Here is a 20,990-nt window from a genome sequence, read left to right on the forward strand (position 1 = left end):
TCTCCTTTTCGCCCTTAAAATAAACTGAATAAACAGAAATATAAAGTTATAAATATTGCCTCTTCAACATGAAGAGGCAATATTTATTAATAGTTATTGTCGCTACCAAAGAAATCTTTGAACGATTGAATTGTTGTATCACGGTTTAATGCTGCAATTGAAGTTGTTAATGGAATACCTTTCGGACATGATTGCACACAGTTTTGAGAGTTACCACAGTTTGCAAGTCCTCCATCACCCATAATTGCACGTAAGCGATCTGCTTTATGCATTTCACCAGTTGGATGCGAGTTAAATAAACGCGCTTGTGAAAGCGGTGCTGGACCAATAAAGTCAGACTTACTGTTTACGTTCGGACATGACTCTAAGCAAACACCACATGTCATACATTTCGAAAGTTCATATGCCCATTGACGCTTTTTCTCTGGCATTCTTGGACCTGGTCCTAGGTCGTACGTACCGTCGATTGGAATCCAAGCTTTAACACGTTTTAACGCGTTAAACATACGGCTACGGTCAACTTGTAAATCACGTACAATCGGGAATGTCTTCATCGGCTTTAAGCGAATTGGTTGCTCTAACTGGTCAATAAGGGCTGTACATGATTGACGTGGTTTTCCGTTAATCACCATCGAACATGCTCCACATACTTCCTCTAAGCAGTTCATATCCCATGCAATCGGAGTTGTTTGGTTCCCTTTTGAGTCGACAGGATTACGGCGAATTTCCATAAGCGCCGAAATAATATTCATATTAGGACGATATGGAATTTCAAACTCTTGGTCAAACTCTTGTGCATCTGGGCCATCTTGTCTCGTAATGATGAGGCGGATTGTTTTCTCAGACATGTTGTTTATCCCCCTTCTCTTCACCCTTAGCAGCTACATCATGTTTTGAGGAATAGTCACGTTTACGTGGTTTAATTAATGAAACATCCACTTCTTCGTAATGGAATGCTGGTGCCTTTCCTTCTCCCTCAAATTTCGCCATCGTAGTTTTTAAGAAGTTTGCATCATCACGATTTGGGAATTCTGGTTTGTAATGCGCTCCGCGACTTTCATTACGGTTATATGCGCCAATTGTAATAACACGTGCTAACTCGAACATATTTGCAAGTTGGCGTGTAAATGAAGCACCCTGGTTACTCCATCTTGCTGTATCGTTAATGTTAATGCGTTTGTAACGCGCCATTAACTCTTCAATTTTCGCATCAGTTTCTAGTAACTTTTTATTTTCACGAACTACTGTAACGTTATCTGTCATCCATTCTCCAAGCTCTTTATGAAGAACATATGCATTTTCGTTACCATCAAGCATTAAAATATTGTTAAATTTCTCTGTTTCAATTAATTCATTTTGCTCATATACAGTAGATGAAACAGCATCAGATGATTTAGAAAGACCTTTCATATACTCAATTGCGTTCGGTCCTGCTACCATACCACCGTAAATTGCTGATAATAATGAGTTCGCACCAAGGCGGTTACCACCGTGCATAGAATAATCACACTCACCTGCTGCAAATAAACCTGGAATACTTGTCATTTGCTTATAATCAACCCATAATCCGCCCATTGAATAGTGAACTGCTGGGAAGATTTTCATTGGTAGTTTACGAGGATCATCACCTGTAAATTTCTCATAGATTTCAATAATTCCACCAAGTTTAATATCTAGTTCTTTCGGATCTTTATGAGAAAGATCTAAGTACACCATGTTTTCACCGTTAATACCTAGTTTTTGCTCTACGCAAACATCAAAGATTTCACGCGTTGCAATATCACGAGGTACAAGGTTTCCGTAAGCTGGATATTTTTCTTCTAAGAAGTACCATGGCTTACCATCTTTATACGTCCAAACACGTCCACCTTCACCACGTGCAGATTCACTCATAAGACGTAACTTATCGTCTCCAGGAATTGCCGTTGGATGAATTTGAATGAACTCACCGTTCGCATAATATGCACCTTGTTGATATACAGCAGACGCTGCTGTACCTGTATTAATAATAGAGTTTGTTGATTTTCCAAAGATGATACCAGGGCCCCCTGTTGCCATAATCACGGCATCAGCTTGGAAACTTTTTATCTCCATAGTTTGTAAGTCTTGCGCGACGATTCCTCGGCACACACCTTCATCATCTACAACAGCTCGTAAGAAATCCCAACCTTCATATTTCGTTACAAGTCCTGCTACTTCATGACGACGTACTTGCTCATCTAATGCATATAGTAATTGTTGACCAGTTGTTGCGCCAGCAAATGCTGTACGGTGATGTTGTGTTCCACCGAAACGACGGAAATCCAGAAGTCCTTCTTCCGTACGGTTGAACATAACACCCATGCGGTCCATTAAATGAATAATACCAGGTGCTGCATCACACATCGCTTTAACTGGTGGTTGGTTCGCTAAGAAGTCCCCACCATAAATTGTATCGTCAAAGTGGATCCATGGAGAATCCCCTTCACCTTTTGTATTTACGGCACCGTTAATTCCACCTTGGGCACATACAGAATGTGAACGTTTTACTGGTACTAAAGAAAATAGTTCAACATTTACTCCTGCTTCTGCCGCTTTAATCGTTGCCATTAAGCCGGCCAAGCCACCGCCGACTACTATAAGTTTCCCTTTCATGCTCTCCCACTCCTTACTGGTTTGCTAGCTGTGGATCGATGAACGCTAATAATGCACTCACACCTACATAAGATAGACCTAAGAAAATAGCTAATGTTACATAAGTAGAGATTCTTTGTGAACGTGGAGATACTGTAATTCCCCAGCTTATACAGAATGTCCATAGTCCATTTGCAAAGTGGAAAATTGTTGAAACAACACCAACTAAATAGAAACCAAACATAAATGGGTTGTTTAAAATATCTGCCATCATATCATAGTTTACCTCTTTACCTAACAATGCTTGAATACGAGTTTCCCAGACGTGCCAAGAAATGAAGATCAGCGTAACGATACCTGAAATTCGTTGGAAGACGAACATCCAGTTACGGAAATAGCCGTAAGATACCGCATTGTTCTTAGCTGTAAATGCAATATATAAGCCATATATAGCATGGTACAGTATAGGTAAAAAGATGATGAAAATTTCTAGCGCATACCGGAATGGAAGGAGCTCCATAAAGCCTGCAGCTTTGTTAAAAGCCTCTGCTCCTCTTGTTGCAAAGTTGTTTACAATTAAATGTTGCGTCAAAAAGACACCAACCGGAATGACCCCCATTAATGAGTGCCACTTACGAAACGTATACTCGCGGCCTTTCATGTCCCCATTACCCCCTTGAATGTTTGACTGCTGTTTTCAGATTAATTTACAACAATAATGTTTTTTCACTATTGGCATAAGAAAAACTGAAAAAATTATTCGAAATATTTCAGCATAATTTGATAACAAGTTCATTTTACCCCTATTTTTGTCGAAGCGTCAAGAAAACGTATACATAATTTGCACATAATTTGCATATAATTTGCCAATTCTTTTTTTTTCTTATATATTCAGATTTCCCCAAAGAAAAATCTATTTTTATAAATGAAAAATGTTATATAATAATCCCTATAGAAAGAGGGGAATATTGTGAGCAAAAATACAATCGATATAACATCTTTAGAAGATGTTTCATTGAACGCCTTCGCTTATGAATTGCTACGTGAAGAATTACTACCTGATTTAATTGGTAACGATTTAGATGGTATTTTATACTGGGCCGGTAGAAACCTTGCGAGAAAATATCCGCTAGAAACAATTGAAGAAGTCATTCAGTTTTTTGAAAAAGCTGGTTGGGGCACTTTAAGCATCATTGAACATAAACGTCGTGAAATGCAGTTTCAACTTAAAGGTACACTTATTACTGAGCGTCAAAAACAAAAAAGACATTCATCTTATCAATTAGAAGCTGGATTTATCGCCGAGCAAATTCAAAGACAAAGAAACGTCGTTGCAGAGTCCTATGAGGAACAGAAAAAGCGTTCAGACTCTATTACATTTCTTGTTAAATGGGATATAAAAGATCTCATTGAAGTGTAGCATCTACCTACAGTCAACTAGACATATAAGTTTAGTTGACTTTTTTGTATATTCATTCAGATGAGTTTATTTTAAATCTTCAGAAATTATACCAAAAAACAGAAGACGTTGTAAACTACAACGTCTTCTTATCTGTTAAATAAGTATATATCATCTCTGCAACATTTTTCGGCATACCTGCTTCGACAAATTCAGCTATGGAAGCTTCTTTCATCTTTTTTAACGAGCCAAAATGTTTTAACAATACCTTTTTTCGTTTATCGCCGATTCCTGGAATATCATCCAATGCTGATTGAATGACCGATTTCCCGTGCAACTGGCGATGGAATGTAATTGCAAATCTATGCACTTCATCTTGAATGCGTTGCAATAAATAAAATTCTTGGCTATTCCTCTCAAGCATCACAGGTTCAGGTGGATCCCCAATAATTAAATGGGAGGTTTTATGTTTGTCATCTTTTACAAGCCCTGCCATCGGAATATATAAACCGAGTTCGTTCTCCAGAACATCACTTGTAGCGGCCAGATGGCCTTTTCCACCATCAATAATGATTAAATCTGGTAAAGGTAAATTCTCTTTAAGCGCCCTCGTATAACGGCGTCTTACAACTTCCCTCATAGATTCGTAATCATCAGGACCTTGAACCGTTTTAATTTTATATTTCCGATATTCTTTCTTCGCTGGTTTCCCATCGATAAAAGCAATCATTGCGGAAACGGGATTTGTCCCTTGAATATTCGAGTTATCAAACGCTTCAATACGATATGGGGTTTCAATGCCCAGCTGCTTCCCTAAATTATCAATGGCTTTAACCGTCCGCTCTTCATCACGTTCAATTAAGTGAAATTTCTCTTCTAGTGCAATTTTTGCGTTTTTATTTGCTAATTCTACAAGGTCTTTTTTCTTCCCACGCTTCGGCTGTGTCGCTTCAACTTCTAAAAAGCGCTCTACTAATTCTGAATCTATACTTCCTGGAACAACAATTTCCTTCGGCTTGAAATGACTACTGTTTTCATAAAATTGACCGATAAAAGTTAAAAATCCCTCTTCTGGTTCATCATAAATCGGGAACATAGAAACATCACGTTCAATTAGCTTTCCTTTTCGAACGAAGAAAACTTGAACACACATCCACCCTTTATCAACTGCATATCCAAACACATCACGATCCACTAAATCACTCATAATCATCTTTTGCTTTTCCATAATTGCATCAATATGAGCAATTTGATCTCGCAACTCTTTCGCCCGTTCAAATTCTAGCTTTTCTGAAGCCTCATACATCTTCGTTTCTAATTCTGAACGAATTTCTTTATGCCCACCGTTTAAGAATTTAATAATTTCATCAACAATTTCTTTGTTTTGCTCATCCGTTACTTCTTTCACACAAGGTGCTAAACATTGACCCATATGATAATACAAGCAAACTTTATCTGGCATATTTGAACATTTACGAAGTGGATACATACGATCTAATAATTTCTTTGTTTCATGTGCCGATTGCGCATTTGGATAAGGCCCAAAGTACTTTCCTTTATCCTTTTTTACATTTCGCGTAATGAGTAAGCGCGGCTGTTTTTCAGCTGTAATTTTAATGAAAGGATATGTTTTATCATCTTTTAATTGAATATTATATTTTGGATCATATTTTTTTATTAAATTTAACTCTAAAATAAGAGCCTCCAAATTTGAGGAAGTCACAATATATTCAAAATCAACAATTTCTCCAACAAGCCGAAGTGTTTTCCCATCATGCGAACCAGTAAAGTACGAGCGCACACGATTTTTGAGTACCTTTGCTTTTCCGACATATATAACCGTTCCCTGCTTATCCTTCATTAAATAACAACCAGGTTGATCGGGCAAAATTGCTAACTTCTCTTTTAAATGCTCGTGCACTCGTCTCCCTCCATTTCTACATGCTTATGCTTATCATTTTTATTTTCACATAAAAACATACTATGCCAAAACACCCAACATACGTTCTTTTATTGTAACGGAAAGGTTGTAAAAAAGAAAATAAAAAAAGCTACCAAATGGTAGCTTCTTTATTTTAGAAGTGTTTAGAAACTAATTCTACTAACGCTTCTTTCGGTTTATATCCTAACGCTTGATCAACCACTTTACCGTCTTTTAATACGAAAAGAGCTGGAATGCTCATTACTTCGAATTGACGAGCAGTTTCTTGGTTTTCATCAACGTCCACTTTTACTACTTTTACTTTCTCGCCTAACTCTGAATCGATTTCCTCTAATACAGGAGCGATCATTTTACAAGGTCCGCACCAAGGCGCCCAGAAATCTAATAGTACAACACCTTCGCTAGTTTCAGCTGCGAAGCTTTGGTCATTTGCATTTATAATTGCCATTTTATTTCCTCCTTCAAGTATATTCTACCAAGAGTATATCATTAACTTTTATACGTGGCGAATATTATGTATCGTTATGTATTGTAACAAAAAAATGTTCCTTTATACTATATAAAAATATGGATGAAATACTAAAAAGATGAGAGACAGGGGATCTCTCATCTTTTTCTATATATAGGGGTACTTCACTTGGAACTCAAGGGTACTCAAATCATGAATGTACTTTTAACTTTTTAAACTCTTCTGTTAAAAGAGGTAATACTTCAAACAGATCACCGACAATACCATAGTCAGCTACTTTGAAGATACTAGCTTCTGGATCTTTATTAATCGCAACAATTATTTTTGAATTAGACATACCAGCTAAATGCTGAATCGCACCAGAAATCCCGCATGCAATGTATAGGTCTGGTGTAACAACTTTACCTGTTTGACCAATTTGTAATGAATAATCACAGTACTCAGCATCACAAGCACCACGAGATGCTCCAACAGCGCCGCCTAGTACGTCAGCTAATTCTTTTAACGGTTTAAATCCTTCTTCACTCTTCACACCACGTCCACCAGCTATAATAACTTTCGCTTCAGAAAGATCAACACCTTCTGCAGTTTTACGGACAACATCTTGAATGATTGTACGTAAATCTTTCACATCAACTGTAATAGAAGACACGTCAGCTGTGCGAGACTCGTCTTTTTCAAGAGTTGCAATGTTATTTGGACGCACTGTCGCAAATAATATACCATCTGTTACGATCTTCTTCTCAAATGCTTTACCAGAGTAAATCGGACGAGTGAAGATAACATTTCCACCTTCAACTTCTAAAGCCGTTACGTCAGAAATTAAACCAGCTTCTAATTTCGCTGCTAATTTTGGTGATAAATCTTTACCAAGTGCCGTATGTCCAAATACAATGCCTTCTGGCTTTTCTTCAGCATATACAGCTAAAAACGCTTGTGCATATCCATCAGATGTATATGATTTTAATTTATCATTTTCAACTGTCACAACGCGATCTGCACCGTAATGAATCAATTCATTTGCAAAAGAGGCAACGCTGTCTCCAACTAGAAGACCTACCACTTCACCGCCTTCTGCAATTGTTTTTGCTGCTGCTACCGCTTCAAACGAAACGTTACGTAGCGATCCATCACGAACTTCACCCATTACTAATACTTTACGAGCCATAGATTTTCCCTCCTGCATATATAATTTCGTATTTTATTAGATTACTTTCGCTTCTGTATGGAGCAACGATACAAGTTCTTTTACTTGATCTTGCAGCTCGCCTTGTAACACTTTTCCTGCATCTTTCTTAGGAGGCAAATAGATTTCAATTGTTTTTGTTTTTGCTTCCACATCATCTTCTTCTAAATCTAAATCATCTAATTCTACTTCTTCTAGTGGCTTCTTCTTCGCTTTCATAATACCTGGAAGTGATGGATAACGCGGTTCATTTAAACCTTGTTGCGCTGTTACTAGAAGAGGTAATGATGATTCAATTACTTCTGTATCCCCTTCAACATCACGCTCAATCTTCACATTTGTACCATCAATTTCAAGCTTCGTAATCGTCGTTACGTATGGGATATTTAACGCTTCAGCTACTCGTGGACCAACTTGTCCAGATGCACCGTCAATCGCAACGTTCCCGCCTAAAATTAAATCGATTTCTTTATCTTTTAAATATTCAGCGAGCACTTTTGCTGTTGTAAATTGGTCACCATTCTCAACATCATCTTCAATGTTAATTAGTACCGCTTTATCGCAGCCCATCGCTAATGCTGTGCGAAGTTCTTTTTCACTATCCTCGCCACCAACTGTTATAACAGTAACTTCTCCACCTTGTGCATCTCTTACTTGAATCGCTTCTTCAATCGCATATTCATCGTAAGGGTTGATGATGAATTCCGCTTCGCCATCGTAAATTGCACCGTTTTTAATTACGATTTTTTCTTCTGTGTCAAATGTTCGTTTCATGAGTACGTAGATGTTCATTCCATTTACCCCCTTATTTTTCAGAAAGATTCTATCAATTTTAAAATTCTGTTAATTTTTATTAAAAAAATAATTGGACTACCTACCACTAAATGAAGGCTTACGTTTTTCTAAAAACGCTGCTACGCCTTCTCTTCCATCTTCACTCGTAAATACTTCACCAAAAATCTGTGATTCACGCTGTACACCTTCATAATAATGAGACGATTTTGTCGTTTGTAATAACTCTAGCACAGCACGAGTTGTTGCTGGGCTTTTTCCAGCAATCTGTTTTGCAATTTTAAGCGTATCTTCTAAAATGGATTCTTCAGAAAACACTCCGTTAACAAGTCCCCATTGTAATGCTTCTGCACCAGTAATTGGTGTACTTGTTAACATCATTTCACAAGCTTTCGCTTTACCAACATAACGTGGTAAGCGCTGTGTACCTGCAAAACCAGGAATTAATCCAAGTGTTAATTCAGGTAAACCAAGCTTTGTACTTTCAGTTACAAAGCGCATGTGGCAAGACATAGCAAACTCAAGGCCGCCGCCAAGTGCCGCTCCATGAATTGCCGCAATAACTGGTTTTGAGCATTTTTCAACACGCTCAAACGTAACTTGTCCAAGCTGTGCTAACTCTGTTGCTTGCTTCGCTTCAGTAACAGATGTAAATTCTTTAATATCTGCCCCTGCTGAGAAGAAGCGTCCTTCACCATGTAAAACAACAACACGAATGTTATCATCCTTTTCCACTTGATCGATTAATTCAGTAACATCATGCATAACTTGTGAAGACATCGCATTAGCTGGCGCATGATTTAACGTCGCCACCGCGATATGATCTTCAACTTTTACAGATAGGAATTTCAACATGATCCCTCCCATTATTGACGATAACCACAAGCTGCAATAAGTAGCCCATGTACCGTTTTTGAAAGTGCGACCAGATCATACTTATGATCGCTCATTACCCAATTGGTCACAACTTCATCTACTGTTCCAAAGATCATTTGTCTTGCCACGCGAACGTTTAAATCCGCCTGAAATTCACCTTGCTTTATACCTGTCTCTAAAATCTCATCCATAACTTGTAAGTAGCCTTTTAATACTTCATTTATTTTAAGGCGCAAGTCTTGATTGGACTGCCTTAGCTCTAATTGCGTAACGATAGCAAGAGGATCATTTTGTGACAACAGCAAGAAGTGCGTTTCTACCAACATGAATAACTTCGCTACAGCGCTTTCAATTCCTGCTATTTTTTGACGAATTGTTTCAACAAATTCTCCCATCTTCTCTTGGAATAAGGATATTAATATATCTTCTTTATTTTTAAAATATAAATAAATCGTGCCATCAGCTACCCCAGCTTGCTTTGCAATTTTAGAAACTTGCGCTTGATGGTATCCATTCTCCGCAATCACAATGACTGCAGCATCAATAATCTGATTGTATTTCGGTCTATTTTTCTTCACTTTACTGTCCCCTTCAAGAAGATGACTGAATGAATAGTCATTCATATTCTTATAATACTGACTATTTAGAAAAGTGTCAATCCTATTTTTTCAAAAAGAAAGGGCCTTAGCCCGTTTGCTCATCCTCATTCTTTCTCTTCTCTTCATCTATTAGGACACGGCGTAAAATTTTTCCGACTGTCGTCTTCGGCAACTCACTTCTAAACTCATATACCTTCGGAACTTTGTAAGCTGCTAAATATTTACGTGCAAACTGATCTAATTCTTCTTCAGAACACTCAGCGCCTTCTTTCAAAACAACAAACGCTTTTACAGTTTCCCCTCGATACGGATCAGGAACACCGATTGTTACCACTTCTTGCACCTTTTCGTGTTCATATAACACTTCTTCTACTTCACGAGGATATACGTTAAAGCCACTAGCAACGATCATATCTTTCTTACGATCTTTCACATAGAAAAAGCCATCCTCATCCATGTATCCTACATCACCTGTATGGAGCCAGCCATCTTGCAGTACAGCTGCCGTTTCTTCTGGCTTATTCCAATACCCTTTCATAATTTGTGGGCCCTTTACAACAATTTCACCAATTTCACCTGGAGGTAATGAATCTCCTGTTTCAAGTGACATGATGATTGCCTCTGTATCCGGCCACGGTACCCCAATACTTCCCGGCACACGCTTTTCCCACAAAAAATTCCCATGTGTAACTGGTGATGACTCCGTTAATCCATAACCCTCTACTAATTTACCACCTGTAACTCTCTCAAACTCCTCCTGCACTTCTACAGGAAGCGGTGCAGAACCACTAATACAAGCCTGAATTGAAGAAATATCATATTCTTTTAAAAGAGGACTATTTAATAGAGCAATATAAATGGTTGGTGCTCCTGGAAATAGTGTAACTTTATGTTTCTTAATTGCTTCAAAAACCATTTTCATATCAAACTTCGGAATAAGCACCATTTTATATCCTTGCATAATACTTAAATTCATTACAGCTGTCATCCCGTACACATGAAAAAACGGAAGAACACCAAGAATTACCTCTTCTCCTTCTTTACAATTATATAACCAATGCGCTCCCATTAAAGTGTTCGAAACGAGGTTTTTATGCGTTAACATAACCCCTTTTGGAAACCCTGTCGTTCCCCCTGTATACTGCAAAAGGGCTAGATCATTTTCAGGATCACATGGAACTTCAACATCAGCATTACTTTCTCTTTCTACCGATTTCCAAAGATGAATCGTTTCGCTTTCCGACACATTCACAACAAGATTTGCCTGCTTTTTTTGTACAAATGGATAAAGTAAATTTTTAGGGAATGGTAAAAAATCTGCAATACGGGTTACGATAATATGCTCAAGCTTTGTTGCCGTTTGAACATTAGTAACTCTCGGAAACACTAAATCCAGGCAAAGAATAACTTTTGCCCCTGAGTCATGAAGTTGGTACTCAAGCTCTCTTTCTGTATAAAGAGGATTCGTTTGTACAACAATCCCCCCCGCAAGCAAAGTACCATAATAACCAATTACAGATTGCGGACAATTCGGTAACATAATCGCAACTCTATCGCCTTTTTCAATACCAAGCCTTTGAAGGTAATTCGCAAATTTCTTTACCTTGTCATGGAAATCTGAAAATGTAACATCTTTACCTAAAAAGTGAAGCGCTTTCTTTTCTGGATAACGAGCAGCCATTTTCTCTAAATATCCATGAAGTGGCTGAATATCATATGAAATCGTACCTGGGATTTCCTCTGGATAACTCTGCAACCAAGGTTTTTCCACTCTCATTCCCCCTTCCAATACTTGTGAAAATAAATGAATGTTCATTCATGATGGTTGTTTTCATTATATTATAGTCGTAACATCGTTACAATCATAATATTCTGACTTTTTTATAACTATGCTTTACTTCCTTAACTTCTTATTATATGTAGAAACTCTCCTAATTTTAAAAGAATAAGAGAGTTCACGTTACTTAGCTTAATCTTATAATCGTTAAAACTGCACCAGGTGTAGTCGTTGATAACGTGGCAACAGCTAACAATCCAAACAACTGCAAACTAATTGCACTCCCCGCTGCAAGAGTCGTAATAATTGTTGCACTAAATGAAGTCGTTGCTAATGCGGGAGAATTGATAGTCCCAGCAAGCGGTGCACCATTAATTGTAATTCGCGAACTAACTAATAATGAAGCCGTTATATTAATTGTATATGAAATATAATAATTCCCCGCATTTGCGGCCGTAAATACTGTGTTCCCCCCCGACACTGTAATTCCCGGACCGATATTCTGATTATTTGGAAGTGGGACATTTGTTCCACCAAGAAGCACTGATATTGCCGCTCCTGATGTATTATTCGCAAATGCATACGTCGCAGTTATACTTGTACCTGTTACTCCCGTCGCTCCTGTTTCACCTGTTGCTCCCGTTGCTCCTGTTGGACCTGTTGCTCCTGTTGCTCCCGTTGCTCCTGTTGCTCCTGTCGCTCCCGTTGCTCCGGTCGCTCCCGTTGGACCTGTTGCTCCCGTTATTCCTGTCGCTCCCGTTGCTCCTGTTATTCCTGTCGCTCCCGTTGCTCCCGTTGCTCCTGTCGCTCCCGTTGCTCCTGTTGCTCCCGTTGCTCCTGTTGCTCCCGTTGCTCCCGTTGCTCCTGTTGCTCCTGTCGCTCCCGTTGCTCCCGTTGCTCCCGTTGCTCCTGTCGCTCCCGTTGCTCCTGTTGCTCCTGTTGCTCCCGTTGCTCCTGTTGCTCCTGTTGCTCCCGTTGCTCCCGTTGCTCCCGTTGAACCTGTCGCTCCTGTTGCTCCTGTTGCTCCCGTTGCTCCCGTTGCTCCCGTTGCTCCCGTTGAACCTGTCGCTCCTGTTGCTCCTGTATCACCTGTCGCTCCCGTTGGACCCGTTGGACCGAGCTTCGGAACTGTCCCATCGCAACTAAAACAGCACGAATCAACATGTAAACCATTTTGATTATTACATCCACAATATCCATTTGCATTATTACTCCATAAAGACATGTTGACCCTCCTTCGTGTTCGATCTTTTAAGTAAGCCCACTAATTAAAAATATTTTTCTAATAAAAATCAGTTTTTATTTTCCTTATCAACTACCCGCTCTGGAACAAACCTTTTATAAACAAAGTTTTTTTCCTTACATTCTAATAAATATTACATGCAATACGCTCTCCTTTCGCTTGTACTTTCGCCTTCCTCATTAAAGGAATTTCAGCTCCTTCAACCTTGATACACGTATGCATTTCAATACGATATATTAAAATCCGTATAAATCGTTATTTTTAGTCAAAATTTTAAAAAAATATTGACACTTAAAACGCCCTCATAGTATGATTTGGGTGTTGTAATTGATAACGATTTTCAATATCGTACATATTGAAAATAAAACATTTTATTTGGGGGCAGAAGATGAAGAGAATTTTCAGTATTTTCATAGTAGTTCTTCTATTCGCTGTTGGATGCGGGCAGCAAAAAGAGGAGAAAAAAGAAACAAAAGCGGACAATAAAAATCAAGCTATAACAATTAAACACGCTGAAGGGGAAACAAAGTTAGATAAACCAGCGAAAAAAGTTGTTGTACTTGAGTGGGTATATTCAGAAGACTTATTAGCGCTTGGTGTTCAGCCAGTAGGGATGGCAGACATTAAGAATTATAATAAATGGGTAAATACAGCAACAAAACCAGGTAAAGATGTTGTCGATGTAGGAACACGTCAACAACCAAACTTAGAAGAAATTAGCCGTCTAAAACCAGATTTAATTATCACAGCTTCATTCCGTAGTAAAGCTATTAAAAATGAATTAGAGCAAATCGCTCCTACAGTTATGTTCGATCCATCAACAAGCAATAACGATCACTTTGCTGAAATGACAGAGACATTTAAACAAATTGCAAAAGCAGTTGGAAAAGAAGAAGAAGGTAAAAAAGTATTAGCTGATATGGATAAAACATTTGCAGATGCAAAAGCGAAAATTGACAAAGCAGACTTAAAAGATAAAAACATCGCAATGGTACAAGCATTTACAGCTAAAAACGTACCAACATTCCGTATATTGACTGACAATTCTACAGCTTTACAAGTTACAAAAAAATTAGGTTTAACAAACACTTTTGAAGCTGGGAAATCAGAGGCAGATGGTTTCAAACAAACAACTGTAGAATCATTACAAAGTGTACAAGATTCAAACTTCATTTACATTGTAGCGGATGATGATAACATTTTTGACACGCAACTAAAAGGTAACCCTGCTTGGGAAGGGTTAAATTTCAAAAAAGAAGACAAAATGTATAAATTAAAAGGCGACACTTGGATTTTCGGTGGTCCTGAGTCTGCAAAATCTTTAGCAACACAAGTAGCTGATGTAATGACAGCGAAGAAGTGATTACACGATGAATAGCTTACAACATACACTTCGAGCAAGTCTTGTATTCGGAGGAGGAGCAGCTCTCTTGCTCCTCCTTTTCTTTATTCATATTGGACAAGGACAAGCAAATATTTCCTATAGTATGATTATCGATGCTCTTATCTCACCGAACCAATCGCTAGAGCATCAAACTTTAATCATGCTTCGATTACCTAGAGCTGTAATCGCCATTTTAGCTGGAGGGGCTCTTGCTGCATCTGGGGTCATTTTACAAACGTTAACGAAAAATCCACTTGCTGAATCCAGTACAATGGGTATTCATTCTGGTGCATATTTCTTTCTAGTAGCGGCTACAATTTTCTTACCGAAAGGTCTGCAAGTTAACTCCCTTCTTTTCACATTTATCGGCGGTGCTATTACTGCTTTATTTGTATACCGTATTTCTGGTGGAAAAAAGGGAACCCCACTTAGAATGGCACTAGCTGGTATGGTCGTTACATTAATGCTTTCTGCCTTTACCGGAACGATGCAGCTTTTCTATGAAAATGAAACAGCAGGTTTATTTTTATGGGGAGCTGGATCTCTTATTCAAAATAACTGGAATGGCGTTCAATTCGCTTTTCCATTTATCATTATTTCTTTCCTAGTTTTACTATTCATGTCACGTAAGCTTAATGTCCTCTTACTCGGCGATGATGTAGCTGTTTCACTTGGAGAGAAAACCGCAGTAACACGGTTTATTGCATTCATCGCCGCAATCTTTTTAACAGCAGTAATTGTAACTGTTGTTGGACCGATTGGGTTTGTCGGCTTAGTTGCACCACACTTAATGCGCCTTATTGGTTATCGACAACACTTTACCCTCCTTCTCTCCTCTTTCTTATGGGGAGCAATATTATTACTAGGAGCAGACGTTGTTGGTAGATTAATAGATCCAACTGGTGCAGAATTACCTGTCGGGGCAGTTACAGCAATGATTGGATCACCTTGGCTTATTTATTTAGTGTATCGCATGATGAAATCGAAACAATATATGAATGATAACGGTGCAAATGCAGCTGGAGCTAGTTCTCGTTATTACTCTTATAAAAAGGTAATCATTATCTCTATCACACTTTGCATTGTGACGATTGCTCTTGGTGTTACAATCGGTAGCAATTCTTATATCGAAAGCATTACAAATGCCATAACAGGACAATTAACACAATTTGATAAAAATATGATGATGAACCTTCGTTTACCAAGAATGCTCGTTGCTGCTATTGCCGGAGCATGCCTTGCAATAAGCGGGCTTGTTTTCCAAGGAATATTACGAAACCCACTTGCCGATCCTTCTATTATTGGTATTTCATCGGGAGCTGGTGTTGGTGCTTTAACTATTATGTATGTCTTTCCCGCACTTCCTGGTTTCTTCCTACCAATTGGTGCATTTATTGGTGGACTACTTGCAGTTGGAATTGTCCTCTTCTTCTCATGGAAATCAGGATTTAGCCCAACAGCTCTTGCTTTAATAGGAATTGGCATTTCCGCGCTCGGCTCAGCGATTATTCAAATCTTTATCGTTAGAGCAAATTTGAATGTTGCTGCGGCCTTAACATGGTTGTCAGGCAGTACGTATGCAAGAGGATGGAATCACTTAGAAAATATCATTCTATATCCATCTCTTATTCTTATACCAATTATCTTTTTCTTAATGAAACAACTTGACGTTCTTGTACTTGGAGATGATTTAGCAACCGGACTCGGGCAGCCTGTAAATAAAACGCGTCTTGCTCTAATTGTGTTAGCGACACTACTTGCATCAATTAACATTGCTGCTGTCGGTACAATTGCCTTTTTAGGTCTTGTTGCACCTCACTTAGCACGAATCGTCGTTGGTATGAATCATCAAAGACTATTCGTTTGTTCAGCACTGTTTGGAGCAATCCTTCTTTCCCTTGCTGATTTACTCGGACGAACGATTGCATATCCGAAAGAAATCCCCTCTGGTCTTGTCGTTGCTGTACTTGGAGCACCTTATTTCTTATGGTTGATGAGGAAGAGTGGGAAGAAGGTTGGTTAAAAAAAGAGGCTTCTTAATATGAGAAGCCTCTTTTTTATTCGTTCTGATAGGTTAAAAGGAAACTATCTTTTTTTCACGAATGTAACCTATGAACATAACTAGGAGGGATAAATATGTACCAAACTATTGAAGGTTTTCTACAATCATGGACATACGAGGCTGAGTCTACTCAGAAGATGCTCGATGCATTAACCGATGAATCTTTATCACAAGAAATTGCACCTGGGCACTGGACGTTAGGCAGAGTTGCTTGGCATATCGTGACTGCAATTCCTGTTATGCTATCTGGAACAGGACTTCAGTTTGAAGGAGAAACGAAAGATTATCCTGTACCAACTTCAGCAAAAACAATTGCAGATGGGTATCGCAAAGTGAATACGGCTTTTATTGAAGCACTTCAAAGTGAGTGGACTGATAAAGACTTAGCTACTATTAATAACTTCTTTGGTCGTCCTATGCCGAATTCTATATTTTTAATGACACTCATCAATCATCAAAATCACCACCGCGGACAGATGACTGTTTTAATGCGTCAAGCTGGCTTAACAGTCCCTGGCGTTTATGGTCCTGCAAAAGAAGAATGGGCTGCTACTGGAATGGAAGCTCCCCAAATGTAACGACAGAAAAAGACAAGGTGTTTTTGCACCTTGTCTTTTTCTGTAACTTGTTTCATGTGAAACTATTTTCTACCAAATGGTATTTTATGAGAAAATACGTTAAGATAAATTCATATTAATTGGAGGGAACTAAATTGAATACAAAAAACAAAAAAATAACAATAAGAACTCTCTTACTAACTTCTATCATTGGAGTTATCAGTGTATCTCTTTATTTCACAAGTTATGGTACCCCTTGGGGAAAACAAACAGCAGTTACGGAATCAAAAGAATATATTACAAAATACTTTGATCTAGATGCAGAAGTCAAAAATACTTCTTACGATGCTAAAATGAATAGCTATGCAATCGCCTTTGAAACAATTGAAGATGGAGAGTTTACTATCGAATATAAAGGTCCTAATAACTTTAACATTTCTCCAGGAGTGCAAGAGTATTTAAGCAAACACTATAAATTTACAGAGTAGTAACGAAGCATACATATACAAAAAAGAGTTGGTATAACGCCAACTCTTTTTTACGTATTCTTGTCATACTGTTATATCTTCCTTCTCTATATTTTTAATTCCGTAATATGCAATCGCAACTCCAATCGCTGCAAATGTGAATTGAAGAGGAAGAAACGTCGCTATAGGAAATATGGACGGGTTATTCATTGCGATTAATACAACGATAATAGAAGAAACGATTGTAGCTGGCACAGAACGTTTACGCATCCCGAAATATAGAGGAATTAAGCTTATTCCTGCCGTGGCAATGGCTAAAGGAATAAGATTTATCCCTTCTTGAATCAATTGATCTACTGTGAATGAATTAGGAAGAATTGAAAAATAACTATCTATCCCAAAGAAAATTCCTACTACTAAAATGTTCGATAAAATAACTGTTATAAATGTTAATGTCGCTGTAATAGCCAACTTACTAGCCATCATTTTCTTTCGGTTAATTGGATAAGAAAACATGAGTAGTATTGTTTTATTTTTATATTCACTAATTATTAACCTTGCGATTAACACACTACCAAAAATAATAAATGTTGCTCTTACTAATGTACTAACCGCTAACAAAATCATCTGCGGATCTCTTATTTCTGGATCTCCTTCTATTTGAGAAACGATGCTCATAGAGGTCAATAATGCCAGTATAGCGATATTTGCAATAATTACTCCCCTTACATACCATCCAAGCTTAAACTTCTTCATTTCTAGCTTCATAAGACGTAGCATGATAGTCCTCCTTTCATTTAAATTTTAATCGATATAAATTACCCCTGTTTCACTTAAAATCTCCACTTTGTTTTTTGCATCACCAATAGTTCCTTCTTTTATCTTTTCTGTATTTTTATCTTTCTTAAGTCCGTTTACATTCACCATTATGTCAGCCGAATTACTTTTAGCCGTAAGTTTCAATGAAGCCGGAACACCTTTATACCTTACGCCAATATCTCCTGATTTTGTTTCTACAAATAATGATTTTCCTTCTTTCATATCTTTCAGTAATACTTCCCCAGATGTTGAAGTGATGTTCATATTTGAGTTACTTACATTTGTTATATAGTTATCACCAGTCGTAGACTTTATATTTAACTCTTGTACTGAACTATCTTTTAGAACTAACTCTCCACTTTGCGATATGAATTCACCTTTCTCTGCGGATAGTCCTACAATCATTTCATCTCCAGACTTGCTTTTTGTGACGATATGTTTCACTGCTATATCGCTTATTTTCACATCACCAGATTTATTATTTAATACAATTTTATCTATTTCTTTCTTCGGAATAAATATAGAAATGATATTCTTCTTCCTAAACGTAAAACCATTAACGAATCCGTTCATCTTCTGTTCTTGCTTAATCATCATTTTATTTCCGTCATTTTCTATTTTAACGGGATCTATCTCTTTATCTAATCGTTGACCTTGAGCGGAAATTACTATTTTATTAGAGTCTGTACTTTTAAATTCAATATCCCAGTTTTCATTGTCCACTTCTATTTCTTTTATATTATTTATCTCAAAAGAATTTTCTTTCTTAAAATCTTTCCTATGAAATGTCTTAAAACCAAAAACCATACTAGCAATTGTAATCAATAAAATTGCAATTACTATTATTTTTTTCACTATTCATACCCCAGTTCGTTATTGTTTTAAGCTTGCTTTACTACGCCACATCAATCTTGTCGATTTTACGATACGAAAGATAACTAATGAAAATTCCTAATAAACAAAACACCATTGGGATAGCTATGAAATTAAACATACTTACTTGACCGTTTCCAGTACCAACGTTACCGTTAATTATCATCGCGATTATTACTGCAGAAGTAATCGTTGTCGGTGCCGATTTCTTTCTCATACCAAAAAATAAAGGAATTAAACTTATACCAGATATCATAAATGCATTTATAAAAGTAGCCGGAACAGTAGATATTATTTCGCCCATCGTAACAGGTGTTTCAAGTAGGCCCATCATTGGATTCATACAGAATAGAAGCAAACTAATAATGAAAGTAGCGATAATCGTGCTCACAAAGCAAAAACTAAAAACAATTGCTAATTTCGCTCCCATTACCACTTTTCTTTGCAGTGGGTACATAAACAATAATTGCATTGTTTTATTCTTGTACTCATCAATTACTAAACGTGATAAAATGACCGAACTAAAAATAATGAATGTTATCCTAATAATAAGATTTGCTAAAATCATATATTTTGTGAAGTCAGTGATTGCCGCGTCTCCTTCACCTTTCATTCCCAATGCCATAAGGCTCACCGCAGCAAAAATTGCTATAATGCAAATGGCTACCCCTTTAAAGTAACTAGATAATTTATGTTTCTTCCATTCAAGTTTCATTAATTTAAACATATAAACCACGCCTCCATTACTGACATAACTTCCTCTATGCTACTAACATTCTAATTCCAGCCGTAACTACGCTTACTATCCCTATCACTAGTAAAATTAAACTCCACTTTCGTTCTGGCTTTTTATAATATAAAATTCCACTTATGAGCATTACGATAAATCCCGCTATAAGGTTCACTATTAATGCATTCATCATCATATCCCCCTCGCTGAAATTACATTAAGCGTGAATGCCTTCCCCATCCATTACATTTAAGAAATACTCCTCTAAAGAGCTATGTTTCTTATTAATACTTTCAATTTCTACATCGTTCATAATAAGTGCTTTTGAAATGGCTTGCTGAGACGCTACCGTATCATACACACGAATCATATTTCCGCTCATTATTTTGTAATTTTTTATACCGAGTTTATCTTCTAAAATATAAGCTGCACGCTTCACATCAGGAACAGTGATTTCAATGTACTCTGTTTGTTTCCCATTAATACTCTTCATTGAAACTTCTTTTATTAGTTTTCCGTTTTGAATCACACCAATTGTATCTGCCATTTGTTCCATCTCGCCTAAAATATGACTAGAAACTAATAAAGTAATTCCATATTCCTTACACAGCATTTTAAATAAGTCTCTTAATTCTTTAATACCAATTGGATCTAAACCATTAATCGGTTCATCTAAAATGAGTAGTTCTGGCTTTGTCATGATCGCCCTTGCAATACCAAGTCGTTGCTTCATCCCTAATGAAAAATCTTTTACTTTTTTATCATCTATACCGTGCAGTTTTACTAAATTTAAAGCATGATCAATTGCGTTTTTATCGTAATATCCCATATATTCACAATGTAATTCTAAGTTTTCCTTCGCCGTTAATTTATCATAAAAGATTGGATATTCAATAATTGTCCCCATTCTTTTTAATACTTCATAAGATGTGTCTGTTAACTTCTCACCGAAAATTTCAATATCACCGCTCGTCGGTTTTATTAAATTTGTAATCATTTTCATAATCGTTGTTTTACCTGCACCATTCGGCCCTAAGAAACCGTATATCTCTCCTTTTTTCACATGCATGTTAACGCTAGAAATAACTTCTTTCCCTTTAAACACTTTCGTTAACTGATTCGTTTTTAATATATATGTCATGTCACTGTCTCCTTTCGCACTACTTTATATTTCTATAATAGACAACGGAAATCTCTTTTTT

Annotated in this window: 21 protein-coding genes; 5 read left to right on the top strand and 16 right to left on the bottom strand. The window is 37.3% G+C overall.

Annotated elements, in window-relative coordinates; all coding sequences use genetic code 11:
* Positions 1 to 86: 86 nt before the first annotated feature.
* The 3 genes from sdhB to sdhC are packed head-to-tail and all read right to left on the bottom strand — an operon-like array spanning position 87 to position 3,274.
* The gene (gene sdhB / locus NSQ69_RS22220; RefSeq protein WP_002088861.1) at positions 87 to 848 is read right to left on the bottom strand and encodes a succinate dehydrogenase iron-sulfur subunit; all 762 of its coding nucleotides are present in this window, start codon (positions 846 to 848) and stop codon (positions 87 to 89) included.
* The gene (gene sdhA / locus NSQ69_RS22225; protein WP_002034228.1) at positions 841 to 2,634 is read right to left on the bottom strand and encodes a succinate dehydrogenase flavoprotein subunit; all 1,794 of its coding nucleotides are present in this window, start codon (positions 2,632 to 2,634) and stop codon (positions 841 to 843) included. The genes sdhB and sdhA overlap by 8 nt, the downstream gene beginning before the upstream one ends.
* 13 nt (positions 2,635 to 2,647) lie before the next feature.
* Positions 2,648 to 3,274 (bottom strand): succinate dehydrogenase cytochrome B558, encoded by a 627-nt coding sequence (sdhC, locus tag NSQ69_RS22230; protein ID WP_002015407.1) that lies wholly within the window; start codon positions 3,272 to 3,274, stop codon positions 2,648 to 2,650.
* 309 nt (positions 3,275 to 3,583) lie between these two features.
* Here sdhC and NSQ69_RS22235 point away from each other — a divergent pair, with 309 nt between their 5' ends.
* The gene (locus NSQ69_RS22235) at positions 3,584 to 4,033 is read left to right on the top strand and encodes a YslB family protein (protein ID WP_002015405.1); all 450 of its coding nucleotides are present in this window, start codon (positions 3,584 to 3,586) and stop codon (positions 4,031 to 4,033) included.
* A gap of 115 nt (positions 4,034 to 4,148) precedes the next feature.
* Here the strand turns inward: NSQ69_RS22235 and uvrC are convergent, their stop codons facing one another.
* The 8 genes from uvrC to NSQ69_RS22275 form a co-directional block, all read right to left on the bottom strand.
* Complete coding sequence (uvrC, locus tag NSQ69_RS22240) at positions 4,149 to 5,933, bottom strand: excinuclease ABC subunit C (RefSeq protein ID WP_002129304.1); 1,785 nt, start codon at positions 5,931 to 5,933, stop codon at positions 4,149 to 4,151.
* A gap of 154 nt (positions 5,934 to 6,087) precedes the next feature.
* Entirely contained in the window at positions 6,088 to 6,402 is a 315-nt protein-coding gene (gene trxA / locus NSQ69_RS22245) for a thioredoxin (RefSeq protein ID WP_000974757.1), read from the bottom strand.
* A 211-nt stretch (positions 6,403 to 6,613) separates the two neighbouring features.
* Entirely contained in the window at positions 6,614 to 7,591 is a 978-nt protein-coding gene (etfA, locus tag NSQ69_RS22250; RefSeq protein ID WP_002015402.1) for an electron transfer flavoprotein subunit alpha, read from the bottom strand.
* 36 nt (positions 7,592 to 7,627) lie between these two features.
* A complete protein-coding gene (etfB, locus tag NSQ69_RS22255) occupies positions 7,628 to 8,401 on the bottom strand; it encodes an electron transfer flavoprotein subunit beta (protein ID WP_002088867.1) in 774 nt (257 codons plus the stop codon).
* 78 nt (positions 8,402 to 8,479) lie between these two features.
* On the bottom strand, positions 8,480 to 9,256 hold the full coding sequence (locus NSQ69_RS22260) for an enoyl-CoA hydratase (protein WP_002088868.1): 777 nt from the start codon (positions 9,254 to 9,256) through the stop codon (positions 8,480 to 8,482).
* 11 nt (positions 9,257 to 9,267) lie between these two features.
* Positions 9,268 to 9,855, bottom strand: coding sequence for a TetR/AcrR family transcriptional regulator (locus NSQ69_RS22265; protein WP_012261773.1), 588 nt, complete (start codon positions 9,853 to 9,855; stop codon positions 9,268 to 9,270).
* Between the two features lie 106 nt (positions 9,856 to 9,961).
* The gene (locus NSQ69_RS22270; RefSeq protein ID WP_002129308.1) at positions 9,962 to 11,647 is read right to left on the bottom strand and encodes a long-chain-fatty-acid--CoA ligase; all 1,686 of its coding nucleotides are present in this window, start codon (positions 11,645 to 11,647) and stop codon (positions 9,962 to 9,964) included.
* Positions 11,648 to 11,840: 193 nt separating this feature from the next.
* Positions 11,841 to 12,878, bottom strand: coding sequence for a BclA C-terminal domain-containing protein (locus tag NSQ69_RS22275; RefSeq protein ID WP_341099674.1), 1,038 nt, complete (start codon positions 12,876 to 12,878; stop codon positions 11,841 to 11,843).
* Between the two features lie 406 nt (positions 12,879 to 13,284).
* Here NSQ69_RS22275 and NSQ69_RS22280 point away from each other — a divergent pair, with 406 nt between their 5' ends.
* The 4 genes from NSQ69_RS22280 (at position 13,285) to NSQ69_RS22295 (ending at position 17,387) form a co-directional block, all read left to right on the top strand.
* A complete protein-coding gene (locus NSQ69_RS22280) occupies positions 13,285 to 14,259 on the top strand; it encodes an ABC transporter substrate-binding protein (RefSeq protein WP_078203636.1) in 975 nt (324 codons plus the stop codon).
* A gap of 7 nt (positions 14,260 to 14,266) precedes the next feature.
* Positions 14,267 to 16,303, top strand: a complete 2,037-nt coding sequence (gene fhuB, locus NSQ69_RS22285; protein WP_002129312.1) for a Fe(3+)-hydroxamate ABC transporter permease FhuB — start codon at positions 14,267 to 14,269, stop codon at positions 16,301 to 16,303.
* Between the two features lie 113 nt (positions 16,304 to 16,416).
* On the top strand, positions 16,417 to 16,920 hold the full coding sequence (locus NSQ69_RS22290; RefSeq protein WP_002192435.1) for a DinB family protein: 504 nt from the start codon (positions 16,417 to 16,419) through the stop codon (positions 16,918 to 16,920).
* Between the two features lie 134 nt (positions 16,921 to 17,054).
* Positions 17,055 to 17,387 (top strand): YfjL-like protein, encoded by a 333-nt coding sequence (locus tag NSQ69_RS22295; protein ID WP_341099675.1) that lies wholly within the window; start codon positions 17,055 to 17,057, stop codon positions 17,385 to 17,387.
* A gap of 63 nt (positions 17,388 to 17,450) precedes the next feature.
* Here the strand turns inward: NSQ69_RS22295 and NSQ69_RS22300 are convergent, their stop codons facing one another.
* The 5 genes from NSQ69_RS22300 to NSQ69_RS22320 are packed head-to-tail and all read right to left on the bottom strand — an operon-like array spanning position 17,451 to position 20,929.
* A complete protein-coding gene (locus NSQ69_RS22300; RefSeq protein ID WP_341099676.1) occupies positions 17,451 to 18,146 on the bottom strand; it encodes an ABC transporter permease in 696 nt (231 codons plus the stop codon).
* Positions 18,147 to 18,170: 24 nt separating this feature from the next.
* Positions 18,171 to 19,040 (bottom strand): DUF4097 family beta strand repeat-containing protein, encoded by an 870-nt coding sequence (locus tag NSQ69_RS22305; protein WP_002034267.1) that lies wholly within the window; start codon positions 19,038 to 19,040, stop codon positions 18,171 to 18,173.
* A gap of 40 nt (positions 19,041 to 19,080) precedes the next feature.
* Positions 19,081 to 19,785, bottom strand: a complete 705-nt coding sequence (locus NSQ69_RS22310; protein WP_002034266.1) for an ABC transporter permease — start codon at positions 19,783 to 19,785, stop codon at positions 19,081 to 19,083.
* Positions 19,786 to 19,819: 34 nt separating this feature from the next.
* Positions 19,820 to 19,978 (bottom strand): hypothetical protein, encoded by a 159-nt coding sequence (locus NSQ69_RS22315; protein WP_162181133.1) that lies wholly within the window; start codon positions 19,976 to 19,978, stop codon positions 19,820 to 19,822.
* A gap of 27 nt (positions 19,979 to 20,005) precedes the next feature.
* On the bottom strand, positions 20,006 to 20,929 hold the full coding sequence (locus NSQ69_RS22320) for an ABC transporter ATP-binding protein (RefSeq protein ID WP_003191672.1): 924 nt from the start codon (positions 20,927 to 20,929) through the stop codon (positions 20,006 to 20,008).
* Between the last annotated feature and the right edge of the window lie 61 nt (positions 20,930 to 20,990).

Source organism: Bacillus sp. FSL R10-2201 (assembly GCF_038008665.1).
GTDB classification, from domain to species: domain Bacteria; phylum Bacillota; class Bacilli; order Bacillales; family Bacillaceae_G; genus Bacillus_A; species Bacillus_A mycoides.